Annotated in this window: 20 protein-coding genes and 1 pseudogene; 13 read left to right on the forward strand and 8 right to left on the reverse strand. The window is 63.1% G+C overall.

Annotation, left to right across the window (positions count from 1 at the left end; translation table 11 throughout):
- Positions 1-6 precede the first annotated feature (6 nt).
- The 7 genes and pseudogenes from EHS19_RS04375 (at position 7) to EHS19_RS04405 (ending at position 7715) form a co-directional block, all read left to right on the forward strand.
- The gene (locus EHS19_RS04375; RefSeq protein WP_151916573.1) at positions 7-741 is read left to right on the forward strand and encodes a DedA family protein; all 735 of its coding nucleotides are present in this window, start codon (positions 7-9) and stop codon (positions 739-741) included.
- Positions 738-2366 (forward strand): proteasome ATPase, encoded by a 1629-nt coding sequence (gene arc, locus EHS19_RS04380; RefSeq protein WP_151916574.1) that lies wholly within the window; start codon positions 738-740, stop codon positions 2364-2366. Before EHS19_RS04375 ends, arc begins: the two co-directional genes overlap by 4 nt.
- A pseudogene (dop, locus tag EHS19_RS04385) lies at positions 2363-4144 on the forward strand (depupylase/deamidase Dop); the annotation flags it as partial. The gene arc and the pseudogene dop, both read left to right, overlap by 4 nt.
- Positions 4145-4805: 661 nt before the next feature.
- Entirely contained in the window at positions 4806-5636 is an 831-nt protein-coding gene (locus EHS19_RS04390) for an inositol monophosphatase family protein (protein ID WP_151916575.1), read from the forward strand.
- Positions 5633-5824 carry a hypothetical protein gene (locus tag EHS19_RS04395; protein WP_151916576.1) on the forward strand — a complete coding sequence of 64 codons (192 nt, stop codon included), beginning with the start codon at positions 5633-5635 and terminating at the stop codon, positions 5822-5824. The genes EHS19_RS04390 and EHS19_RS04395 overlap by 4 nt, the downstream gene beginning before the upstream one ends.
- A 56-nt stretch (positions 5825-5880) precedes the next feature.
- On the forward strand, positions 5881-6090 hold the full coding sequence (locus EHS19_RS04400; protein WP_151916577.1) for a ubiquitin-like protein Pup: 210 nt from the start codon (positions 5881-5883) through the stop codon (positions 6088-6090).
- Positions 6090-7715: a proteasome accessory factor PafA2 family protein gene (locus tag EHS19_RS04405; protein ID WP_151916578.1), complete on the forward strand. Its 1626-nt coding sequence runs from the start codon at positions 6090-6092 to the stop codon at positions 7713-7715. The genes EHS19_RS04400 and EHS19_RS04405 overlap by 1 nt, the downstream gene beginning before the upstream one ends.
- Before the next feature lie 981 nt (positions 7716-8696).
- Here EHS19_RS04405 and EHS19_RS04410 read toward each other — a convergent pair.
- The 5 genes from EHS19_RS04410 to EHS19_RS04430 all read right to left on the reverse strand — a co-directional run bounded on the left by EHS19_RS04410 (position 8697) and on the right by EHS19_RS04430 (position 15818).
- Complete coding sequence (locus EHS19_RS04410) at positions 8697-8978, reverse strand: HU family DNA-binding protein (protein ID WP_151916579.1); 282 nt, start codon at positions 8976-8978, stop codon at positions 8697-8699.
- A 373-nt stretch (positions 8979-9351) separates the two neighbouring features.
- A complete protein-coding gene (locus tag EHS19_RS04415; protein WP_151916593.1) occupies positions 9352-11964 on the reverse strand; it encodes a lysylphosphatidylglycerol synthase transmembrane domain-containing protein in 2613 nt (870 codons plus the stop codon).
- Between the two features lie 201 nt (positions 11965-12165).
- Complete coding sequence (gene purB / locus EHS19_RS04420) at positions 12166-13611, reverse strand: adenylosuccinate lyase (RefSeq protein WP_151916594.1); 1446 nt, start codon at positions 13609-13611, stop codon at positions 12166-12168.
- Positions 13612-13761: 150 nt separating this feature from the next.
- On the reverse strand, positions 13762-15372 hold the full coding sequence (locus EHS19_RS04425; RefSeq protein ID WP_421745237.1) for an alpha/beta hydrolase: 1611 nt from the start codon (positions 15370-15372) through the stop codon (positions 13762-13764).
- The gene (locus EHS19_RS04430) at positions 15372-15818 is read right to left on the reverse strand and encodes a hypothetical protein (RefSeq protein WP_151916581.1); all 447 of its coding nucleotides are present in this window, start codon (positions 15816-15818) and stop codon (positions 15372-15374) included. Before EHS19_RS04430 ends, EHS19_RS04425 begins: the two co-directional genes overlap by 1 nt.
- A gap of 445 nt (positions 15819-16263) precedes the next feature.
- On the opposite strand from EHS19_RS04430, the gene EHS19_RS04435 reads away from it, so the two are divergent.
- On the forward strand, positions 16264-17019 hold the full coding sequence (locus tag EHS19_RS04435) for a hypothetical protein (protein ID WP_151916582.1): 756 nt from the start codon (positions 16264-16266) through the stop codon (positions 17017-17019).
- Between the two features lie 149 nt (positions 17020-17168).
- Here EHS19_RS04435 and EHS19_RS04440 read toward each other — a convergent pair whose 3' ends face one another.
- Positions 17169-17474: a HigA family addiction module antitoxin gene (locus EHS19_RS04440; RefSeq protein ID WP_151916583.1), complete on the reverse strand. Its 306-nt coding sequence runs from the start codon at positions 17472-17474 to the stop codon at positions 17169-17171.
- A complete protein-coding gene (locus EHS19_RS04445) occupies positions 17446-17733 on the reverse strand; it encodes a type II toxin-antitoxin system RelE/ParE family toxin (RefSeq protein WP_151916584.1) in 288 nt (95 codons plus the stop codon). The genes EHS19_RS04440 and EHS19_RS04445 overlap by 29 nt, the downstream gene beginning before the upstream one ends.
- 92 nt (positions 17734-17825) lie before the next feature.
- Here EHS19_RS04445 and EHS19_RS04450 point away from each other — a divergent pair, with 92 nt between their 5' ends.
- The 4 genes from EHS19_RS04450 to EHS19_RS04465 all read left to right on the forward strand — a co-directional run bounded on the left by EHS19_RS04450 (position 17826) and on the right by EHS19_RS04465 (position 20115).
- The gene (locus EHS19_RS04450) at positions 17826-18041 is read left to right on the forward strand and encodes a hypothetical protein (RefSeq protein WP_151916585.1); all 216 of its coding nucleotides are present in this window, start codon (positions 17826-17828) and stop codon (positions 18039-18041) included.
- 229 nt (positions 18042-18270) lie between these two features.
- Positions 18271-18822, forward strand: a complete 552-nt coding sequence (locus EHS19_RS04455; protein WP_151916586.1) for a PBECR4 domain-containing protein — start codon at positions 18271-18273, stop codon at positions 18820-18822.
- 214 nt (positions 18823-19036) lie between these two features.
- Entirely contained in the window at positions 19037-19585 is a 549-nt protein-coding gene (locus EHS19_RS04460; RefSeq protein WP_151916587.1) for a Panacea domain-containing protein, read from the forward strand.
- Positions 19586-19605: 20 nt separating this feature from the next.
- Positions 19606-20115, forward strand: a complete 510-nt coding sequence (locus EHS19_RS04465) for a GNAT family N-acetyltransferase (protein ID WP_151916588.1) — start codon at positions 19606-19608, stop codon at positions 20113-20115.
- A 110-nt stretch (positions 20116-20225) separates the two neighbouring features.
- Here the strand turns inward: EHS19_RS04465 and EHS19_RS04470 are convergent, their stop codons facing one another.
- A complete protein-coding gene (locus EHS19_RS04470) occupies positions 20226-21266 on the reverse strand; it encodes a hypothetical protein (protein ID WP_151916589.1) in 1041 nt (346 codons plus the stop codon).
- A 237-nt stretch (positions 21267-21503) separates the two neighbouring features.
- Between EHS19_RS04470 and EHS19_RS04475 the strand changes: the two genes are divergently transcribed.
- On the forward strand, positions 21504-22709 hold the full coding sequence (locus EHS19_RS04475; protein WP_151916590.1) for a hypothetical protein: 1206 nt from the start codon (positions 21504-21506) through the stop codon (positions 22707-22709).
- Positions 22710-22848: the final 139 nt, after the last annotated feature.

Below are 22848 nucleotides of genomic sequence, written 5' to 3' on the forward strand. Positions count from 1 at the left end.
GCCCCTATGCCTGTTACCGCAATAGTCAACGACATCACCATCGCCGCCTCACAGCTGTTCGCGAACGGCGGCGACGCATCACCCATCCCCGTATGCACCACCGGCGAGACCGGCATCATCGGCTCCATCACCGACTGGCTCGTCGGCCTGATGGAGACGATCGGCGGCATCGGCGTGGCGCTCGCCATCGCCTTGGAATCGATCTTCCCGCCCATTCCCAGCGAAGTGATCCTCCCGCTGGCCGGATTCACCGCCGCGCGCGGCACGCTGAACCTTGTCGAGGCGATCATCTGGGCGACGGTCGGCTCGCTGCTCGGCGCGTGGGCGCTCTACGGCATTGCGCGCTGGGTCGGTCTGCATCGCATCCACAAGGCCGCCGACAAGATTCCGGGCGTCAGCCGCCACGATGTGAACAAGGCGAACGAATGGTTCACCAAGTACGGCACCTGGTCGGTGCTCATCGGCCGCGTGATCCCGGTCGTGCGTTCGCTGATCTCGATTCCGGCCGGATTCAACCGCATGAACTTCATCCAGTTCTCCGGATGGACGCTGCTCGGCTCGGCCGTCTGGAACACGATCCTCGTGTCCGCCGGCTATATGCTCGGCGACAGCTGGTGTTCGATTCTCGGCGTGCTCGGCGTGTTCGAGGACGTGGTCATCGTCGTCTTCATCGTGGCCATCGTCGGGTTCATCGCCTACAAAATCCGTAGCATGATGAAGGAACGCAACGCGAAAGGATGAACACGACGATGGCGGAGGAGCGCAGCGCGCGGGAGCTGGCCGAACTCAACGATCGGCTGATGGAGAAGAACCATGCGCTGGCGGCGGCGCTGACCCGCGCCGGCAAGGAGCTGACGAAGGCGAAATCGCAGCTGAGCCAGCTCGCCCAGCCGCCGCTCACCTTCGCCACGATGGTCAGGGTCGATGAGGCTCGCACCGATGAGGACGGCATCCAGCATGCCAGCGCCGAAGTGCTGGCCGGCACACGGCGCATGATCGTGCCGGTCGCCGCGAACGTGAACGCGGCGCGACTGACCGCCGGCAACACCGTCACGCTCAACGAGAACATGGTGCTGGTCGCCCAGCGCGGCCCCGACACGCTGGGCGCGGTGCGGACGGTCAGGCAGACGCTGGCGGACGGTCGCATCATCGTCGCCGACGCATCCGGCAATCCGCGCCTCGTGCGACGTGCCGGGGCGCTCGCGAACGCGTCGATCAACCCATCCGACCGCGTGATCGTGGATGCCGCCGAGCGCCTCGCGTTGGAGGTGCTGCCGCAGGAGTCGGACGCCGATCTGGTGTTGGAGGAGACGCCCGACGTCACCTTTGACGACATCGGCGGATTGGACGAGCAGATCGGCCGCATCCGCGACGCCGTGGAGCTGCCGTTCCTCCACCGCGACCTGTATCGTCGCTACGATCTCAACCCGCCCAAGGGCGTGCTGCTGTACGGCCCTCCCGGCAACGGCAAGACGCTGATCGCCAAGGCGGTGGCGCACGCGCTCGCCGCGGGGCCGATCGGTGATGGCGGCCGCAGCGGCTCCGGTACGTCTGCGATTGGCGGCGCGAACGCGGCCGGAGTCGGTCCCGCAGCCGCGGCCGGTGGCGTATTCCTATCGGTCAAAGGCCCGGAGCTGCTCAACAAGTTCGTTGGCGAGTCCGAGCGTCTTGTTCGTCAGATCTTCAAACGCGCCCGTGAGCGCGCCGAGGATGGTCGCCCGGTGATCGTATTCATCGACGAGATGGACTCGCTGCTGCGCACGCGCGGCTCCGGCGTCTCCTCGGATGTCGAGACGACGATCGTGCCGCAGTTCCTCGCCGAACTCGACGGCGTCGAACGGCTCGACAACGTGATGGTGATCGGCGCGTCCAACCGCATCGACATGATCGATCCGGCCGTGCTGCGCCCCGGGCGTCTCGACGTGAAGATCCACATCGACCGGCCAGGTGAGCGGCAGGGCGCCGCCATCGTGCGGCATTATCTGACCGACGATCTGCCATTCGACCCCGCCACCGACTCCGACGAACTGGCGGCGGCGCTGGTGCGTGACGCCTATGCGCGCGCCGAACGGCGGCATCTATGCGACGCCTGCGACGAGCATGGCGTATGGTCGCCCGTGTATCTGGCCGATGTGGCGTCCGGCGCGATGCTCAAGAACATCGTCGATCGGGCCAAGACCAAGGCGGTCAAGCAGTCGATCGAATCCGGCTCGCCGGTCGCGCTGGGACCCGTGCTGGTGGGCGAGGCGGTAGACGACGAGTTCGCCGAGACCCGCGATGCGGTGCTCGACGCCGATCCGGTCCAGTGGAGCCGCATCAACGGCATGGATGCCGGGCGAATCACAAGAATCAGGAGCGTGCGATGAGCGTACAACGAGTGATGGGCACCGAGACCGAATACGCGGTGTCGCGGGCGGACGGCGTTCACGCCAATCCGGTGCAGCTGTCGTTCGACGTGGTCGGCGCGGCAGCGTCGATTGCGGCGCAGCAGGCGGCGGCTGCGTTCGACGTGGCGGCTGCATCGGCGGCGGATTCGGCATCGGTGGCCGATTCAGCCGATTCGGCCGATTCGGCTGCGGCGACCGATGCAGGCGCCGCGTCTGCCGCCGCCACTGCATCTGCTGCCTCCGTATCCGCCGCCGCAGCGGATGCCGCGCAGCAGCGCGCACGCATCCGCTGGGACTACCGTCAGGAGGACCCGGTCAACGACGCGCGCGGCGGCAGACTGCTGCGTGCCGCCGCGCGGCCCGACATGCTCACCGACGCGCCGCAGCTCAACATCGTCAACGTGATCGCGGCCAACGGCGGCCGCATCTACGTCGACCACGCGCATCCCGAATACTCCGCGCCCGAGACGACCGATCCGTTCGAGGCGACGCGCTACGACCACGCCGGCGACGAGATCATGCGCGAAGCCGCCCGCCGGGCATCCGCCGCAACCGGAACGCCGATCGTATTGCATCGCAACAATGTGGACGGCAAGGGGTCCAGCTGGGGCACCCACGAAAACTACATGATGAGCCGCGCGGTGCCGTTCGACACGGTCACGCGGCTGATGACCGCGCATTTCGTCAGTCGGCAGATCTACACCGGATCCGGCCGCGTCGGTCTCGGCGAGCACAGCGAAACCACAGGATTCCAGCTCAGCCAGCGCGCCGACTACATCCATATGAAAGTCGGTCTGCAGACCACGTTCGACCGGCCGATCATCAACACGCGCGACGAATCGCATAGCCCGTCCGATCAGCGGCGGCTGCACGTGATCGTCGGCGACGCGAATCGCATGGACGTGCCGCAGGTGCTCAAGCTCGGCGTCACCAGCATGCTGCTGTGGCTCGCCGAGCATGCCCGCGAAGCCGGATTCGATCTCGACGCGCTGCTCGACGGCCTGGCGCTCGCCGATCCGGTCGCCGCGATGCACGAGGTCTCCCATGATCTGACGCTCTCTCGGCCGCTTGCGCTGGAGCAGGGCGGCGAGGCGAGCGCATGGCAGATGCAGGTGCGGCTGCGCATGGCGGTCTATGAGGCTGCCGCCGGGGTGTATGGCACCGATACGCACGGCGAGCCGAACTGGCCGGACCGGCCGACGCGCGCGATCATGGCGATGTGGGGGCAGGCGCTTGCCGACACGGCGGCGATTCGCCATGCCGACGATGATGCGCGCCTTGACATGGCCGATGAGGCGCGCCGCGTCGAATGGTTCGCGAAATGGCGGCTGCTGGAGCGGATGCGTCGGCGGATCGTCGCGGCTGGTGCTGGGGTGGCTGCCGGTGAGTCAGCCGTGGCGAAGAACGATTCGGCGCAGACCGATGCGGCGCAGACCGATGCGGGATGGGATGATCCACGCATCGCCGCGCTTGATCTGAGCTGGGCGGCGCTCGAACCGTCCGCCAGCGTGTTCGCGCGGCTGCGGGCGCATACCGAACGCGTGGCGAGCGACGACGAGGTGGCCGCCGCTTGCGGTCACGCGCCGCAGGACACGCGGGCATGGCTGCGCGCTGCGATCGTCAATCGGTTCCCCGAACAGGTGGTCGCCGCATCCTGGTCGCATCTGACCGTGCGCGAGGTGGACGAATCCGGTGCGCTTGCTGCCGATGCGGTGCTGCCGGTCGGCATCTATGGCAATGCGAGCGCGGCCGAATCCGGGCTGGGCGGCTCGCTCGGCTCTCGCGGCTCGTCTCGCGCGGCCGGTTCCGCTGGTGCTGGTGCTGGTGCTGGTGCTGGTGCCGGTGTGGCTGGTGCGGGTGCCTCTGGTGCGGCTGCCGGAACGCTGCATGGGTTGGATATGTCCGATCCGCTGGCGTTCGGTCGCGATGCAGTCGAATCGCTGCTCGCCGAAGCGGGCGATGCCGTGACGCTGATCGACCGATTGTCGCATCGCATATGATCGCTGGTCGTCGCCGTCGGGTGTTGCCGTCGGGTGTTGCCGCTGAGTGTTGCCGCTGGGCATTGTCAGGCAACTTCGCCGCTATTGGTCACATGGCGCGGTCCAGCCGCGCGCTGTGCCTGATTCCTGTGTGCCCGCTCCCTGCGGTTGGAATGCCGAAAAGGCTGGAATATCAATGATTTTAGGAGACGTTCGCTTGGCGCGGGGTGCACCGCGTGACCGGACCGCGCCAAGCAACCGAGTGCGGCGCGCAGGAGAAATGCGCAACCGCTATGATGGATGCAGGAATGCGATCGCCGGGCGAGTGATTCACGAATGAGTCAGAGCGCGACCGGGCGATCCGGCGGAGCGAAACCGCGCAACGATGATGACGGACGACGAGTGATGCCGGCGCGACCGGCGTGGAAACGGAAACGACATGGAACTGCGAGCATTGGCAATGGAAGTGGCCCGCGTGGCCCAGGACGCCGGTCGGCATGCGCTGACCGACCAGCTCAACCCGCATGATCTGAGCAGCCCGAAGCGGCAGGACGAGGAGACTCGCTTCACGTCCGGCGTGGATGATCGTCTCGTGCGGTTCATCCGCAATCGACTCACCTATCTTGACCCGTTCGACGGGTTCTGGCATCAGCGCCCCGACGTATGCCATCCGGGCCAGCGCTTCTGGTGCGTCGGCAATCTTGACGGCGCGATCAACTATGTGCGCAACATGGCGGAATGGGCGGTCACGGTGTCGCTGTTCGAGTTCAACGAGCAGAATTCCGCGCAGCCGATTCTCGGCGTGGTGCATGCCCCTGCGCTGGGAGTCACCTATATGGCGGCCCGCGGTCAGGGGGCGGTGCGAGAGCAGCGCACGACGATCGGCGTCAAACGCGCCAAGATCATGCCGTCGATCACCCCTTCGCTCGATGGCTCCGTCGTCAGCTTCGGCGTGTCGTATCTGCCCGAGGAGGCCGGTCGCGCCTTGCGCGTGGTCGCCTCGCTCGCGGGCCGTCCCGCAGACATCAAGCGCGTCGGCCCGGCGGCGCTCGACCTGTGCCGCGTGGCGGACGGCACCTACGATGCCTATTTCGAGCCGCATCTGCACAAGTGGGACGTGCCGGCCATCTCCGCCGGCACCGTCGTCGTATGGGAGGCGCAGGGGCATCTCAGTCAGTGGGACGGATCTCAGATCCACTGGCGTCGGGAAAACAACATCGTCGCCACGAATGGACTGATCGACACCGATCTGCAGCAGTATCTCGTATGATCGGCAACGACGGCGGCCGCTGCGGCGATGCCGAGTGCATCGCCGCGCTGTACATTGCAGCAGCGGCCATTGTCGCAGTGCGCGCCGCAGTGCACATTGGTACAGTGCGCATTGGTACAAGGAAATACGGGATATCAATAATCGACATCAACAAGAGCATGCCGATCATCGATAGCAATAATCGATAGCGATAATCGGTAGCAATAATCGATAAAGCAAGCGAAACAGGGGAATAGGAGACGCCATGCCTCAGGAATCACAAGTCAGCGTCAACGCCGCGCAAAGCGTGCAGAGCGCGCAGATCGAGCAGGACGACCAGACCATGCCGCGCAACACGACCAGCCGGAACGCCCACGACGATGTGCTTGACGATGTGCTTGACGACATCTCCTCGGTGCTGGAGACCAATGCCGAGGACTACGTGTCGAGTTTCGTGCAGAAGGGCGGCGAGTGATGCCCCAGCTGCGCGACAGCAGCAATCACGGCACCGGCGCCCCGATTGCGCGGTCGGAGCAATACGACGGTTTCGCGCGCATCTTCGGCATTGAAACCGAGTACGGGGTGTCGATCACCGGTGCCGCGCGCGCGGATGCGCCGGCATCTGTGGATGCATCGGCAGTGGTGGGCGCACCGGCCGTTGTTGATGCCGGGCAGGTCGCGATGATGATGTTCCAGCCCATCGTGTCGCGCTCCCGATCCACGAACACCTACCTGACCAACGGCGCGCGCCTCTACCTTGACGTGGGCTCCCACCCCGAATACGCCACCGCCGAGGCTCGCGATCCGCTGACCGCGCTGCATCAGGACCTCGCCGGCGAGCGCATCATGGCGAAGCTCGCCCAAGGTGCCGAAGCGCGTCTGCGCGAACGATTCGGCGGTCGCACCCGCGTGCACGTCTTCAAAAACAACGTCGATTCCGCCGGGCACTCCTTCGGATGTCACGAAAACTATCTGGTGCGCAGATTCGTTCCGCTGGAGCAGGTGGAGCACGAGCTGCTGCCGTTCCTCATCACGCGGCAGCTGTACACCGGAGCCGGGCGAGTCACCGACCAGGGCTTTGAGCTGACGCAACGGGCCGATTACCTCGATGAGGCGATCTCGTCGGCCACGACGCGCTCCCGCCCGATGGTCAACACCCGCGACGAGCCGCATGCGGACCCTGACGAATTCCGGCGGCTTCACGTCATCATCGGCGACTCGAACCGTTCGCAGTGGGCCACATGGATGAAGCTCGCCGTCACGCATCTGGTGCTGTGCGTCATCGAGGATGCGGTGCGGCGCGGCGAGCCATCCGGCTTTGAACGGCTCGCATTCGCCGATCCGGGTGCCGCGAACCGCGCGGTCAGCAGGGACGTGACCTGTTCGCGCGCGCGTCTGGCGCTCGCCGATGGCAGCGAGATCACGGCGTTGGGCATGCAGCGGCGATATCTGGATTCTGTGGAGCATTTCGTCGCTTCGCCGCGAGGCGAGGCGGTACGCGCGTCGCTGCCGGCCGGCATGGTCGATGAGACGCTGCGTCAGTGGCGCGGTGTGCTCGCTGATCTGGGTGAGTTGGTCGGTGCGGCTGGCTCGGATGATCTGGCTGAGACGGCTGGTTCGGATGTTCAGGTCGGTGCGGCTGGTGCGGCGGCTATCGCGGCGCTGAGCGAGCATGATGCCGTCAGACGCGCATGCGCCACGCTGGCGGATCGGGTCGACTGGGCGGCGAAGCTGCGCCTGTTCGCGGCTCTGCACGCGCGTGGGGTGGCGTTGTCGCGACAGCGTCTTGAACAGTTGGATATGGACTATCACGATGTGGCGGCCGGCAGGGTCTATGCCTCGCTGCTTGACAGGGGAGCGATGCGGCGTCTTGCCGAGGACGGCGATATCGATGCGGCGTCGCGCACGGCGCCTGCGGACACGAGGGCCGCGTTGCGTGGCGCGTTCGTGTCGCGCGCATTGGATCGTGGAGTCCGATTCTCGTGTGATTGGACCACGTTGAGCGTATCGGAGCCGGTGCACGCCTCCGCCGTGCTGATCGACCCGTTCCGTTCCACGCCCACCGATGATGTCGCTCGGCTGATGGCGGCGCTGGGGTGATGATGTCGCTGACTCGTTTGGCTGATCACCTTGTTTGGGGGATGACTTTGCCTAGCGGTCTGTCTCGTGATTGATTGAGGGGTGCTGGCCCCCTCTGATGAGGGGGCTGTCAGCGAAGCTGACTGGGGGAGAGACAGAAGCTGCACCCCTCAATTATTTGAGTAACAGACCACTAGTATCCTGCGTCAGAAGTTCGTTGATCATATTGTTGGCTCCCCTTGTCAGGACAGCACCGTGAAGCAAACAGCGGAGCTGTTTGTAGGCAACGTTGCTCGACGACAGTCGAGCCAACAGACCGCGCGCGCAGCGCGACTATGATTGCGGATCGAGCTGGCCCGTGAAGCGGGACTGAGGGGTAGTGAATTCGTCAATGAATTTCTGACGCGGCACACTAGCGCTCTGTATCAGTTGTTCGTGGATCATTCACCCGGCTTCCAACATCAGTAAAGTCGCCTGAGGGGCGGCTAATGTGTATATGAAATTCTGATGCAGAAGACCAGCGGATTAGCATGCGGATTGTCTGTGGATTGCCTGTGGATTGTCACGAGGCGCGAAAAACGATGATTTCATCGCCGTGTGACAGATCGTGACAATCCGCGACTATCCGTCATTATGCCGTATGGTCACAAAACGGCGGAATTTCAATGCTTCTGAATAAGGCTGGCTGAGGCCGATTGTCACGAGGCGCGAAAAACGGGCAAAACGTCGTCGCGTGACAAATCAGTCTGTCACGCGACGACAAAATCGTCGAATATCGCACCGCGTGACAGTCGCGCGACGCTGTCAGGTCTCAAACGGTAATCGATCGGACCCCTTCTGTGACGGGTCTTTGTGACATGGCCTCCGTGGCAAGGAGTGCACGGGGTGCACTATACAACCGCGATGGGGTACAAACGCAGTGTGGGGAGGACAATGACCGTCGATGGTCATCGTCCTCCCCACACAGTCGCCAATTAATCGGCTACGATTTGGCTCCGAACGTCACTCGGTGACGGCCTTCTTCAGCAGGGAGCCGGCGGAGATACGCACGCCGTAGGTTGCCGGGATCTCGATGGTCTCACCGGTACGAGGGTTGCGGCCGGTACGGGCGGCACGCTTGACGCGCTCGGCGGAGAACAGGCCGGTCAGCTTCAGGCCCTCGCCGGAGCGCATGGCATCGACGAAAACATCCTGGAAGGCGTTGACGGCGGCCTCGGCCTGAGCCTTGGTCAGGTTGGAGCGCTGTGCGATCTTCGAGACGAGGTCGGACTTGTTGACAGTCATAAAGCATTCCTTCTTATGTCGGGGGAAGGCTCTTGAAAACGAACCTTCCGTATGTTCATACTGAATAATAGCGCACGATGGTGCCAATTTGGCGCATATTCCAAGGGTTGCGGCGGTTTTTTCGATGAAAAGTCCCCCATAGGTGCCGCATACGCCCCCGCACCGTCCCGGCATCCGCTCTGCATCGGCCCCTGACATATGCTGCCACGAGCATCAGAGATCGATGCGCTCCGCTGCCAGACATCTGATGGAGGGAAAAACTCCGGTTCGGCAAACGCCCGAGCTGGTTCGGCTGGTTCAGTTGGTTTGCTTGGTTTGCTTGGTTCGGCTGGTTCGGCTGGTTCAGTTGATTCGGCTGATTCAGCCGGCTTGCTCAGATCAGATTGCGCTTGTCCAGCCAGTGCATCGCCCACGCGCCCAGCGGAATGCGCAGCCAATAGAACAGTGCGCGATACAGCAGCGTGGCCGACAGCGCCACGCCCGCCGGAACGCCGGCGGCGCCGAACGACACCGTCAATGCGGCCTCCACGCCGCCCAGGCCACCGGGAGTCGGCGCCGCCGAGCCGATCGCATTGGCCAGCAGGAAGATGAACAGCGTCTCGAACGGATTGGTCATCTGTCCGAAGGCCAGCAGCGCCGCCCAGAATTCGAGGCCAGTCGCCACGTTGAGGATCAGCATGCCGATCATGCTGCCGGTCAGCTCCTTGGGACTCGTCAACACATTCGCCAACTGGTGCAGGAACGGTCTGATCAGCGGCATGATGCGATCCGCTGCGAAGCGGCGCACGGGAGGGATCATCATGGCGATCGCGCCGATCATGACCACAATGCCGATGATGATGACCAGCGTGTTCGTGGGTACCATGCTGCTGAGCGCATCGCTGCCGGTGAACAGGCCGATGATGACCAGCATGATGACCGTGCCGCCATAGTAGACGGCGAGCACGGCGCTCATGATCGCGGTCGCGGCGGTGTTTTTGTACCCGTTTTTGCGCAGATACTGCAGATTGATGACGGCCGGCCCCACGCCGGCGGGCATCGACACCACCGCAAAGCCCTGCGCCACCTGAGACATGAAGATGCCAAACCAGTGACGTCGATCGCGGCTGATGAACGCGCCCAGTTCGATCGCCGACCCCACAAGGGCGATGAGCTCGAAAACGAGACAGGCGAGTGCCATCCACGGATTGGCGTTGCGCAGCGCGGCGAACACCTCGTCGGGCTTGAGCTGGGTGAACACGACCGCCACGGCGATGATGAGCAACGCGATGCCGATGAAGGAGCGCAGGGAGAATCGCGACAGCGTCACCGGCGCCATCGACTCGGCGACCTCCTGAGGCGCGAGTGCGCGCAATGCGGTGCGCAGATCGTCGAGCGTGTGCTTGTCCCATGATTCCAACGCGCGCGTGCGTGAGGGGATGGCGGCTTTCTGCGCGAACGGTGCAAGACTGATGAGTCTGTCGTCGCCCCAGACCTTGCGGCCCGCGGCGATCGTTCTTTCGACGCCGATGAGCGCGGACAGCAGTGCGAGCAGCTGCACCTGGTCGAGGGCGGTGTTGGCGGCGGAGCTGGCATCGTCGCCGTTGTGCCATCCGGCGATGATCGGCGTGCCTGATTCCAGTCGTGCCAAAGTGTCCGGCGTGATGCGCCGGTGCGTGTAGCCGCGGCGATTCGCCACGGACAGGTATCGCATGAGTGCCGTGGCGTCATCGTCGCCAAGCGTGTTGAGATTGCACTCGCGCATGGAGTCGGCGCCCTGCAGCACCAGTATGGAGGTCTCGCCCGTGTCGGCGACGCCGTAGACCTGCGGTGTGGGCAGACCCGCGTTGCGCAATCCCAGAATCATGGCCATATGGTGCTGGGTGGCTTCGCGGGGGCTGCGATCGCGTCGCATCGACACGCCGGTGAGGCGTATCCACTGCCATATCTGACGGAAGTATCCGGCGGTGTGCGCCTGGCTGTCGAGCGCGGAGATCACGAAGCGACGGCCTTGGTCGTCCTCGGCGTCGTAGAGGCGGGAGCCCTCCACCAGATCGTCGTCCAGTGACGCCTCCAGCGTGCTGTGGGCGAGACCGGGATCGACGCGACGGTGCAATGTGACGATGTTCAGTCCGATGCCGTTCGCCGCCTGAATGATGGCCTCGCCCCAGGCGCCCTGATTCTTCGTGCCGATGGCGAATCTGATCAGCATGCCCACGAGACGTCCGGCGGCGGCGGAGACGAGCACGCCCGCCACCGAGTTGACGGACAGCAGGATCAGCAGCGCCGCGACCACGTACAGGATGTGCCATCCCCACTTGACCGCCGAGCGAATGCGGCGCGGTCCCGCCACGGTCAGCAGGGCGCCGGCACCGGCATAGAAATCGGGGAGCAGCTTCATGCCGGGGGCGGAGCCCAGCGCGCTCAGTGCGGAGGTCAACGTCGCATTGTCGATTGCACCGACCGCGAGCGACAGCCCCCATGCCAGAGCGAAGCCGCCGAGCATCGCCAGAACGGCGAATGCGGTCTGCATCCATTCCCGTCCGATGAGCAGCTGTGCGATGGCCATGATCGTGATGGCCACCAATGCCAGCTGCTGAAGCAGCGTGGTCGGCAGGTCGACCATCCAGTTAAGCGCGCGGCCCGCGGTATGGGCATCGGATTCGACGCCCATCACTATGCCGCTGAGATAGGTTGCGGACAGCATAGCCACGGCGGCGAGCAGTATGGCTGCGGCCGCGTGGAACAGGTCGCCGACGTCGTGGATGCGGCGTGGCGCGACGTCGTCGATGATCGGGCTGCCGTGCGATTCCGCGGCTGCGGTTGCGTCGGACGCGGCGTTGGCTGGTGCGGCGTTGGCTGGTGCGGCGCCAGAAGGGGCGCCGGGCGCATCGTTGGGCGCAGCGTTGGGCGCAGCGTTGGGCGCAGCGTCGACATACGCTGCGGCGCCGGTTGGCGTTGCCTTGTCGGCTGTGGCCGCGGCGACATCGGCTTCGCTGTCATGCATATGATCGTTCATCGTGTCCTCTCGCACTCGATTGGACGGGCACAGTGGTGGATGGGTGACGGGTGATGCTCCTGATCCGCTGGCCTTGAGCGGACGTGAGTGGTCGACGAGATCGCCGTCAGTCCGGCCGTGCTGACGGTGCCGAGCCGGGACGCGCGTATGCTCCGGGCGCGGCACCAGGCCGGATGACGGCTCGCCCGCTCAGCGGTCGAAGTCCACCAGTCGGCTTGCGACACCGGTATAGGTGGCCGGCGTGAGCGCCTTGAGACGCGCCGCGGTCTCGGCGTCGAAGGACTGCTGATCGATGAACGCCTCCACCTGCGCCTTGTCGATCGTGTGGCCGCGCATCAGCTCCTTGACCTTCTCGTACGGTTTGTCCATGTCGGGCAGACCGCGCAGCTCGCAGGCACGCATGGCGGTCTGAATCGGCTCGCCCAGCACCTCCCAGTTCTCGTCGAGCTCGCGCTCGATCACATGCTGGTTCGGATGAATGGACTTGAGACCGCCCATCAGGTTGTACAGCGCCAGCTGGGAGTATCCAAGCGCCGAGCCGATGTTGCGCTGCGTGGTCGAATCGGTCAGATCACGCTGCCAACGCGACTCCACCAGCGTGGCCGAAAGCGTGTCGAGCAGCGAGCAGGACAGCTCGAAGTTCGCCTCCGCGTTCTCGAAGCGGATCGGGTTGACCTTGTGCGGCATCGTGGACGAGCCGGTTGCGCCCTTGACCGGTTCCTGCGCGAACACGCCGCGGGAGATGTACATCCACACGTCCACGCACAGGTTGTGCATGATGCGGTTCGCATGGGCGATGGTGCCGTAGAGCTCGGCCTGCCAGTCGTGGGATTCGATCTGCGTGGTCAGCGGGTTCCAGGTCAGACCCATGCGGTTGGTGACGAACTCACGGGAGACCGCGATCCAGTCGACGTCGGGGCAGGCGGCCAGATGCGCGCCGAACGTGCCGGTCGCACCGTTGATCTTGCCCAGATACTCCTGATTCTCGATGCGCTTCAGCTGACGGTTGAGGCGGTAGACGTACACGGCCAGCTCCTTGCCGAGCGTGGTCGGCGTGGCCGGCTGGCCGTGGGTCAGGCTCAGCAGCGGCAGGTCGCGGAACTGATCGGCCTTGGCTGCCAGATGATCGATGATCTCGCGGAACGCCGGCTCCCAGACGTTGTTCATCGCGTTCTTCACACAACGGGCGATGGACAGGTTGTTGATGTCCTCCGACGTGCAGGCGAAATGCACAAGCGTCTTGAGCCGATCATTGATGGCGGTGTCGGGGCCGAGCTCGGCCGAGGCCTTGTCGATCTGGTCGTCGATGTAGTACTCCACGGCCTTCACGTCGTGATGGGTGATGGCCTCGTGCGCGGCGTGCTGCCGGATGCCCTCGGCACCGAAATCCTCGGGGATGGCGCGCAGGAACGCCTTCTCGGCCTCGGTGAACGGCTTGACGCCATCCACGATCGGCTTGTTGCCGTTGCCGTCGAAGCCATTGGCCAGAAGAATCATCCACTCGACCTCGACGCGCATGCGCTCGCGGTTGAGCGCCGGTTCGCTCAGATACTCGACAAGCGGTGCGGTGGCGGCATGATAGCGGCCGTCGAGCGGGGTCAATGCGATTGCTGGGGAAATGTCAGTAAGCTTCATAGTAGTCAAGGGTACTTCCTGCCGTGAACCGGGTGGCGTGGTCTTGCAACGTCTTCCGGAGCCGTGCGGTTTGACTGTGCGGTTTGGTCTGCATGGCGCGGTGTGGTCTGCATGGCATGGCTCGCTCTGCAAGGCGTGGTGTGCCGGCGGTCAGCCGCCGAACGTGCGCATGGCATGGCGTTGGGCCGGTGCCGTGGCCTTCGTGCTGGTCGGCAGATGACTCATGCGGCCTTGAAAATAGCGGGTCTGTTCCAGCTCTCCGTCGATGATCTCCTCGAAATGGCGGGCGTGGGTATCGACTGCGGGCGAACCCAGATCCGTGGCGTTCTGATAGGCGGCCTGATGATACTTGAGCCAGTGGGTGATCTCCTTGCGTTGGGGCGCGTCCCGGACCGCGGCGCCGGAGAAGTCCCTGCTGCGGTCGGATGGCGTGCCGCTGGGCATGCACTGGCCATCCGCGGACGCGCTGGACTCGCTCGTCGGCCCGGTGCCCGGTATGGAAGTCGCCTTCCCGCGAATGGTCAGCCAGTTTTCGGTGGTCGGATTCGGCGCGCCGTCAAGAGCGGCGACCAGTTCATCCTCGATCTCGATGCTGGTCACCCAGGTCTTCGCGGGAATCGGATGGTTGGCCACCGGAGAGCCGGCTGTCACCACATGCTGGATGTCATACTGATTCGACATGTCGGATGCGATGGCTGCCGCCACGATGCCTCCCTGCGAATGCCCCACCAATACGACCGGCTCATCGGAGGGGATTCCGGCCTGCTCCATGGCCTCAAGCACCATGCGGGCGCTGTCCGCCCTCATGCGCTGACTGGGATTCGTGCTCATCAGTTCGATGTTCTGCGCCCAGCCGAACGGTGAATCGAATTTGCCGTCGGTGCCGGGTATCGTCACCAGCCATGCCGACGACCCGTCCTCCTTGCGATATCGCTGGATGGCGATCGTCGCGTAGTCGAGTCCGCTGTTGAGCTCGATCTTGCCGAGTCGCTTCTCGCCCAGTCTGCGCAGGTTCTCCAGCGAGTCGGCGACCGAGGACGAGGCGCGTACCACCTCGGTGTTCGATCTGACCTCGGTGACGGTCAGTATGTCGCCCTGCACCAGCCCCTTGATCGGCGCGCTCAACGTGGCAAGACGCCCGGCGGCGACGTTCACCTCGTCGGTTCGGCGCAGACCGTCGATCGGATTGATGCCGCCGACCAGCATCCCCAATCCGCTCATCAGACCCTCATGCGCCCATGACAGTCCGTCAATCGCGTGAATCGGATTGATGTTTCCCTCGCGAATCGAACCGACGACGAACGAACCGAACGCGAACGTCAATCCTCCCAATCCCGCGTATTCCGGCATGATGCCGGTCATCATCTGCAACGACTCGTTCATGGAGCGGCGTGCGCTCGATTCGGCGTCGTCATAGATCGAGTGGGCTCTGCGCAGCAGCGATGCCATGCGCGCCAGTTTGCCGCCGAGTTCCTGCGCCTGCGCCGCCGTTCGCGCCGTGGACTCGTCCAACGCCCGGTAGGGGAATGAGGCGTGGCCGGGGGCATACGGTACGCCTGCCATCGTCGGACACATGAACGTGCCGGATCGATGCCATTGCATCGCAAGGGACGCCGACGCCCAGCCGGAGGCGGCGGAGGTCATGCCGTCCGCGCATTCCTCCAGTGCGCGGGCGACGGTCGCGATCTGGCTCGCTTCGGCGGTTCGTTGCACGCCGCCGAGAATCGTGGATTCGATCTGCCATGTAGTGTTGTCGCTCATCATGCACCTCCGTTGATGGCCTGCGAGGTGCACTGATCCGCGAGATGAGCCACATATTGGGCCGTGCCCACGCATTCGCGCATGCGCTGGCGGAACAGGTCCGCCGCCGCCCCCTGCCAGTCGATCGCGTTCGCCCGATGGGTCGCATCCAGCGTCTGCGCGGCTCCCTCCTGGGTCGCCCGCTGCAGGGTGAGGATGAGGTCGCGGCTTTTCGAGGTGGCCGTATGGCATTGGCATATGCGCGCGGGGGCACCCAGCATGCCGAGCATGCCGCCGCACAGATTGAGGTCCATGGCGGGGCCGGTGAAGTCGCCGGCGTCGGTGGTGCCGGTGGCACCGGTGGCGTTGCCGAAACCGGTGGCGTAGCTGCCGGCGGCATAGCTGGTGTTCATGGTGTTGGTGGTGTAGGGCGACCTGGTCGCCGCGTTATAGGTGTTGATCGTCATGCGGCCATTGAACAGGTCTGCGCGGCGGATGTCCAGCCGAAACGGGTGCTGTGGACGGAACCTCGAAATTGTCCACAACGGGGGTATGCGGGTGCATGAATCCGGGCGTGTCGCAGTTGTGGCTTTCCCCTCGGCCTTCCCTTCGGCTGCCCCTACGGCCCATGATGCAGTCAATTGCCCATGGTGTAGGGATCGCCAATGCCTTGATGTGGTGAAAACCGCTCAAAATAGCCGTTTTTTCTGATGCCGTGTCATGGGTGATCCCTACACCATGGGCAATTGACTACATCATGGGGGATTTGCCGCATCATGCCGGATTCCCCGCACTGGATTCCCCGCACCATGGGCACATGTCGGCATTGTTGATACAGTGGTGCCATTCGTTTCGAGTTCACGCGAGGCGTTCCAGGACGTTTCAGGCGTTTCTCAACCGCAGGGGGCGATCATGGTCGGAATGCTGGGATTGCAGGTCACGCGCATGGATGCGGGTCAGTCGTATCCTGATCTTCGCGTCTGCTATGCGAATGCGGCCACCTATCCGTTGACCGCCCCGTATCGTCGGCCCATCGGCGGCGGCATGTACGGTCGGATACCCCGCTCGTTGAGTCTTATCTTTATGACGCTCGCCAACACGCCAAGCGACGACTATGATGCCGGAGCGCGCACGCTCACGTTGGGGAGGGGGTTCGCGCGGCTCCGCGCCCGGCTCCACTTGGGTTCGGGCGGCAACGGTCTGACGGGCTTGCGCGACGCGCTGCGCGAGTATGAGTCGGCACGGTTCGATGACGGTGAGGGCGGGCAGGTCGCCCCGTTCGCACGGTTGGATGTGGACGCCGCCCGCCCGTTGTCCGACTGTCGTATCGTGTTCACGGACGGGTTCGCGCGCCTATTGTCTCTTGACCCGAAGCCGTTGCCGTGCGACGCGCTGACCGTATTGCATGGCGCGATTCTCATGGACCTGCTGGTGTTGGCGGCGGTCTACTGTCCCGAGGATCGTCGTCTCGTGACCACGGTGGATGATCTTCGCAACGTGCTTCCGGCCACGTCGAAGTCGAGTGTGACGGCCAAGTCGCTGCGCGCATATGCGACGCGGTTGAACGCCGCCCAATCGGATTGGGTGTTCTCGTATGATCGGCGCATGTGGTGCGTGCAGCGACGCGGCCTATGGGTGTCCGCCCACGCCTCCGCACTCCTCCACTAGCCCTGGCGGTTCGTGTGGATGGGGACGAGTGGATCAGCAGGTCAGGGAGTGGCCGCATGCTCAGACGGGACACTCACAACGGTTCGGCCTCATGCTCATGCCTCATGCTCGTGTCCGCCACCGTCTACGAGGTACGGTTCAAGGCGCGGTCATGTGGTGACAAGCGGTTGGATGTCGCCTAGGCTGGCCGGGTCGAAGGTGAGCAGATCATAATCGGTTTGGAGATTGCTCCAGAATTCCGCTGTGGTGCCGAATGCTTTGGATAGCCGCCACGCCATTGCGGTGCTGATGCGACGTTTGCCGTGAATGATCTCGCCTATGGCGGTTTCGCTTACGCCGATCGTTTTGGCGAGCCGGTAGCGGCTGATGTTGAGCGGCTGCAGGAATTCCTCGTCCAAGATCTGGCCGGGCGTGCTGTAGTAGTTGTCAGGCGTGGTAGTCGGAGAAGTAGACATTGGTTGCCTCCTTGTTGGTTTCGTCCCATTGGAATATGAGTCGCCATTGCTGGTTGACTCGAATGCTCCAGTGATTTTGCAGGTCGCCTTTGAGTGGTTCGAGTCTGTTGCCGGGTGGTATGCGTAGGTCTTGCAGACTTCGTGCGGCTTTGAGCATCTGGAGCTTGCGCATGAGGGTGCGTTCGATGCCTGCAGGGTATCCTTTGGGGTATCGGCCTCCGTAGAGGAAGTCGGTGAGTTCTTTGGTTTTGGTCTCCACGCATCGATACTAACACGATATGTTACTATCGTCAATCGTTATCATGGGTGCGGGTCCCCAAGCAGCTTTCCCCTGTTCTCTTGGACTCGTTCATGGGATACAGCACGTTCATCAGCTACAACACGACCAACGCGGACATCGCGCGTATGATCGCGGACCGGCTGACCGACGACGAGGGCGAGGACGGGTGGAGGCCGGGCACCATCGTGAACCTGCCCCGATACACGGCGGCGGTCCGCACGCGCACCGTCCGACAGATACAGCCCACGTTCCTCGTCCACATCCACGACTTCGAGCGAATGGGATAACGGCGCGGGTTTCGGACGGAGGCGCGACACCGCGAGGCTCCTGTCATCGGCAGCAACTGATACACTGTGAGATGAACGCCGTGGCACTTGGCTTCGACCGCAGGCCATCCTGCAGGTCTAGCTCTCTTGATCGGGCGAATCGGCTCGCGGGCTTCAACCCGCTCGACCGGGATCATGAACTTTTTCGCCAAGTGCCACGGCCTTTTTTCTTTGTCCATGGCGGTGATCGGTGAGGAAACCAACGGATCGGCAGATTCGGCAGTGGATTCCAGTGATGGAGTCGGCCAGCCGACTGTACCAAGCACGCCTGCATCATCATCTGGTGCTGTACTGCACTGGTACACCGGTTCTGGACGTAGCCATCGAGGAACCGCAGTTCATGCACTTGTGCGGAGTGGCGAACTATCATTCCGCCGTTTCCGGGAACCATGGCCCACAAGGATTCCTCACGGATGCCATCGCCGGGAAAATCGACGGAGCGGGACTGCGCTTCAGAGATCACCCCGACGACATCAAAACGAAAATGGCGGTGATCGGTCAGGCTCTGGAAACCGGAAACATAACCCTAGTAGTACGCAGCAGCTATCGAGGCATGTGCGCATTCTTCGGAAACACCCAATGGAGCATAGGAGTCTACGCCACCAAAACCGCATCGAGCTACGTTCCCGAAGGCAAAGTGACGCTGCCCGGTTCGCTTACCAATCGTCCAACCGACTGGGCGGGATTCCCCGATCGAGGATGCACCGTACTGAATGTGACCAATATCAGGGTACTGCCGTAGCGCTCTCCACGTCTGTCGGCCGTTGGACGACGGGAGCCGGGGGCGCACGCTTGCCGAACGCGTGCATCGTGGCGTTTCGGAGAAGTGTTGTCGGCTCGCCAACGGTTCGCGCTTGACACGGACGCGACAGTGACCGCCGTCCGACATGCCCACAGAGACACGGTTCATGTCCCTGCATAGGATGGAATGGCATCAATGAGAGGCAGGTGGGGCAATGGCAAGAGCGATCGACGTGGCAAGATACATTCTTGAGCACCGGAATGCCCGCGACCATATGACCACCGCGTTCGCACTCCAGAAACTGTTGTACTACTGCCAGTCATGGATGCTGGTCGCAAAGGGCGTGACGCTGTTCCCCGACGACATCAGAGCATGGCAGCATGGCCCCGTCGTCGTTTCCGTCTACCCGTATTGTCGCGGACGACATTACGTGTTTCCTCGTGAAATACCGGAAGGGCATGCGGACGCGCTGTCATTGGATGAGCGTGCGGTCGTGGACCGCATACTCGCCATGTACGACGATTCGGACGACGGGAGCCTCGGAGACGGTCTGGAGAGGACAAGCCACAGGGAGCGGCCATGGGCGGATGCGAACCCGAACGGGATCATCACACCGGATAGTATGCTTGACTTCTATTCACAGGTTCAGGCTGACCCGGATTCAGATCACGCGGCACCGGTACCAGACCTCGCCAACGTTGCCGACCGCACGTTCGTTTCCGGCGAGGAGGCCGACTGGCTTTCCTCGATGATCTCCGACTAGCGCAGGGATGCGGTGACGGCATGAGCGGCGAACTGTGGACGCGAATCGTTAAACTTGACGACATGGTGGACATCTCCACGTTCTCCTGCGGTGAGCCGGAAATCGACGTGTGGCTGCACCGGGACGCATTGGAAAGGCAGGAGGAGGGCGGTTGCACCGTCTACGTGGCCGTGGATGGCATGCAGACGGTGATCGGCTTCTTCTCGCTGAGCATGCACTACCTGCAGAACAGGACGATTCCCGAACCTGTGAAGACGGGTGTGGCGCTTCCCGGCAACATTCCCTGCGTGCTGTTGGGCCGGTTCGGCATTGACTCCCACTTCCACGGTAAGCATCAGGGGACGCTGCTGATTCGCGAGGCGATCATGACAGCGAAAAGCATCGCCGACACGGTGGGATGCCGTCTCATGTACGTTCAGGCGATGAACGACAGGCTGATCGCATGGTATGAAGGTCAGGGTTTCGCTTCCATGCCGAAGCATCCCCGTAACATGGTCCTCGACTTGAAATCATTCAGTGCAGACGACTGACCGGCAAGACGAGCGACAGTAGAGTTTTCCCACGCCAACACGCCCATCGGGAAACGCCGGGCGAACCGGATGAGGGAGCCGGGGGCGCACGCCATGGAACATCGCCTGCCCTAATCGCAAGGAATAAAGTAGCCCTGAGTGCCGTCGCTTGGAATAAATGCGCATATTTCTTCGTATGAATCGTCAGTCTTGTTGTTCGTGGATGTCTGCGGCTTGGTGGTCTGAGGTTTGGTCTGAGTCTGCGGAGCCTGCGTGGTGGGTGCCGGTGTGGTGTTTTGTGTTTGTTGTGTTGGCGTGTACGTGTTTCCGTTGCCGCCGCCCGTGTACCCGTATCCGTAGCCGTTGTTCGAGTTGTTCGAGTTGTTCGAGTTGTTCGTGTACGTGTTGCCCGCACCGGTTTGTGTGGCTGCCTGTTTTGCGGCTTCCGCCTTGGCTTTGGCTGCCGCGTCGCTCTTCTGTTTCGCGTCGATGGACGTGTTGACCTTGCCGGTCGCGTCGTCGAGCGTGCCGATCGCCGTTTCGATGGTCTTCGCATCCTTCGCTTTTCCGGCTTCGCTGATCGCCTTCGACAGCGTGTCGCGGGTCTTCGCGTCCTTGACCTTCCCGTCCGAATCGGCGAGCAGCTTCCTCGCGTCCTTGACCTTCCCGTCGAGCTTCGCCTTCAGATCAGCGAGGGTCTTCGCGTCACGGGATGCCGTGACCGTGCGAGCATCATCCTTCAACACGGCCGCCTGCTTCTCATACGTGGAGGCGAGTCGCGTGTTCGCGTCAGTGATCCCATGCAGCGTGTCCGCGTCACCGGAGCACGCCTTCACGTCGGCGAATGATGTGCTCTTCGTCTCCGCCAACGCGCTCACCGTGCGTGTCTGGGCGACCTGCCGGTCGGTGATCTTCAACGCCTCAGTCACCTCATCCGACACCAACACCGACTCCCAGTCCTTCTTCGCGTCCTTCACGGCGGCCACGCTCGACGAGCACGCCTCGTTCGCATCCGCCAGCACGCGCACACTCCGATCATGCGCATACCACGCATACCCGCCGCCCGCACCAGCCAACACAAGCACAGCGCAGCCAGCCGCGACCGGCACCACCCACTTCGCACGCCTCCTCGACGCGACGGGGGCATCGCCTCCATTGTTCATTTCGTTCATGATTGTTCTCCCATCATGGTTTGTTGCCTATGATTATCCACGCATGATCGGAGAACCGACACCCCCGTATGTGCGCATACTCAATATCGCGCACAAAAACAAGCGGTCACAAACACAAACCGCTGAAATCGAGTCCAAAATGGTATTTTTCATATGGTGTCGGTATTCTGTGTATTGCACTCGTATCGGGTGCGTGTCGATCGTTCATTCGCCGTGTAGGAGGGAATGAGGCAGGATATGAGATTCAAACCATTGGAACTGTTGCGCAGGGCCGCGCGTCCCGTGGCCGCGTTGGCGACGGCGGCGGCCGCATTGGCCGGGGGCATGGTCGCGGCTGGCACGGCTGGAGCCGTGCAGACCAGCGGTCTGCCGGGGTACACGTCCAACTTCGCGTTCAACGTGACGTTTCCGAACAGCTGGAACTATCATGGCGAGTTCGACTTCGGTCCGATCGCCCGCGTTGATAATCGCTGGGCGTACTGCGTCGAGGCGGACACGCCGTTCAAGCAGGTGGAGGGCACGTGGTCGAACATCCCCTCATCGAACGTGACGGCCACGCGGCTCGCATGGCTCGCGGACAAGTACAACGACAACAACGACCTGCATCAGGCGGCGCTCAGCTATCTGATCCACGAGAAGATGGACCCGAACGGGGCCGCGTTCCTCAACGCGTTCGCGGCGGCGGGTCTGAAGAACGGCGACTGGAATCAGGTCAGGAACACGGCGGCGTCCATGTGGAGTGACGCGACCAAGAACATGCCCGCCAGCGTGAAGGCCGCATACGAGTACGATGCGAACACGAAGCGCTCCGGCACGGTCAACGTGTCGATCAGGAACGCGGCGAACACGTATCTGAAGGGCATCGCCTACACGGCGACGCTGACCGGTCCCGCCGTGTTCGCGTCGAACGGGAAGAAGACCATGAGCGGGAAGACCGCCGCGAACGCGACGCACCTGAAGTGGACCGCCACCGGCAACGGCAAGGTCACGACCAAGGTGAGCTACAAGGCTCCAGTCGCGCGTCGTCTCTCCTCACCCAATCAGGACTTGTTCCAATTCAACAAGGACCCTGCCACGAGGTCCGCGTCCGTCAGCTTCAACGTCGAGAAAAGCTTCCAACCCACCATCACCACGCGGATCAGCGCAACCACACTCCCACGCGGCACCCCCGTCAAAGACAACATCACCCTCGGCGTGAACAAAGGCGACACATGGCCCGCCAACACCAAGGTCCGCGCGGACGGCTACTACTACGTCGGCAACAAAACCACCATCCTCAACACCATCCCACTCAACAAGGATGAAACCCCCGACCAGTACCTCACCCGCGTGAAAACCACCGCCGGATCACCCAAAGCAACCGCAACCATCACCGCCACCAAACGAACCTACGGCACATGGTGTAGGGAATTGCCCATGATGCAGGGAACGCTTATGTGTTGATTGGGTGAAAACCGCGGAAAATGGCCGTTTTTGAACCCTACATCATGGGGGTGTTCCCTACACCATGAGGAAGTAACTACATCATGAGGAATTCCCTACATCATGGGGTGGGTGTCGCTGGGGGTGTCGCAGGGGGTGT

The sequence above is a fragment of the Bifidobacterium jacchi genome (assembly GCF_009078285.1).
Classification (GTDB): domain Bacteria; phylum Actinomycetota; class Actinomycetes; order Actinomycetales; family Bifidobacteriaceae; genus Bifidobacterium; species Bifidobacterium jacchi.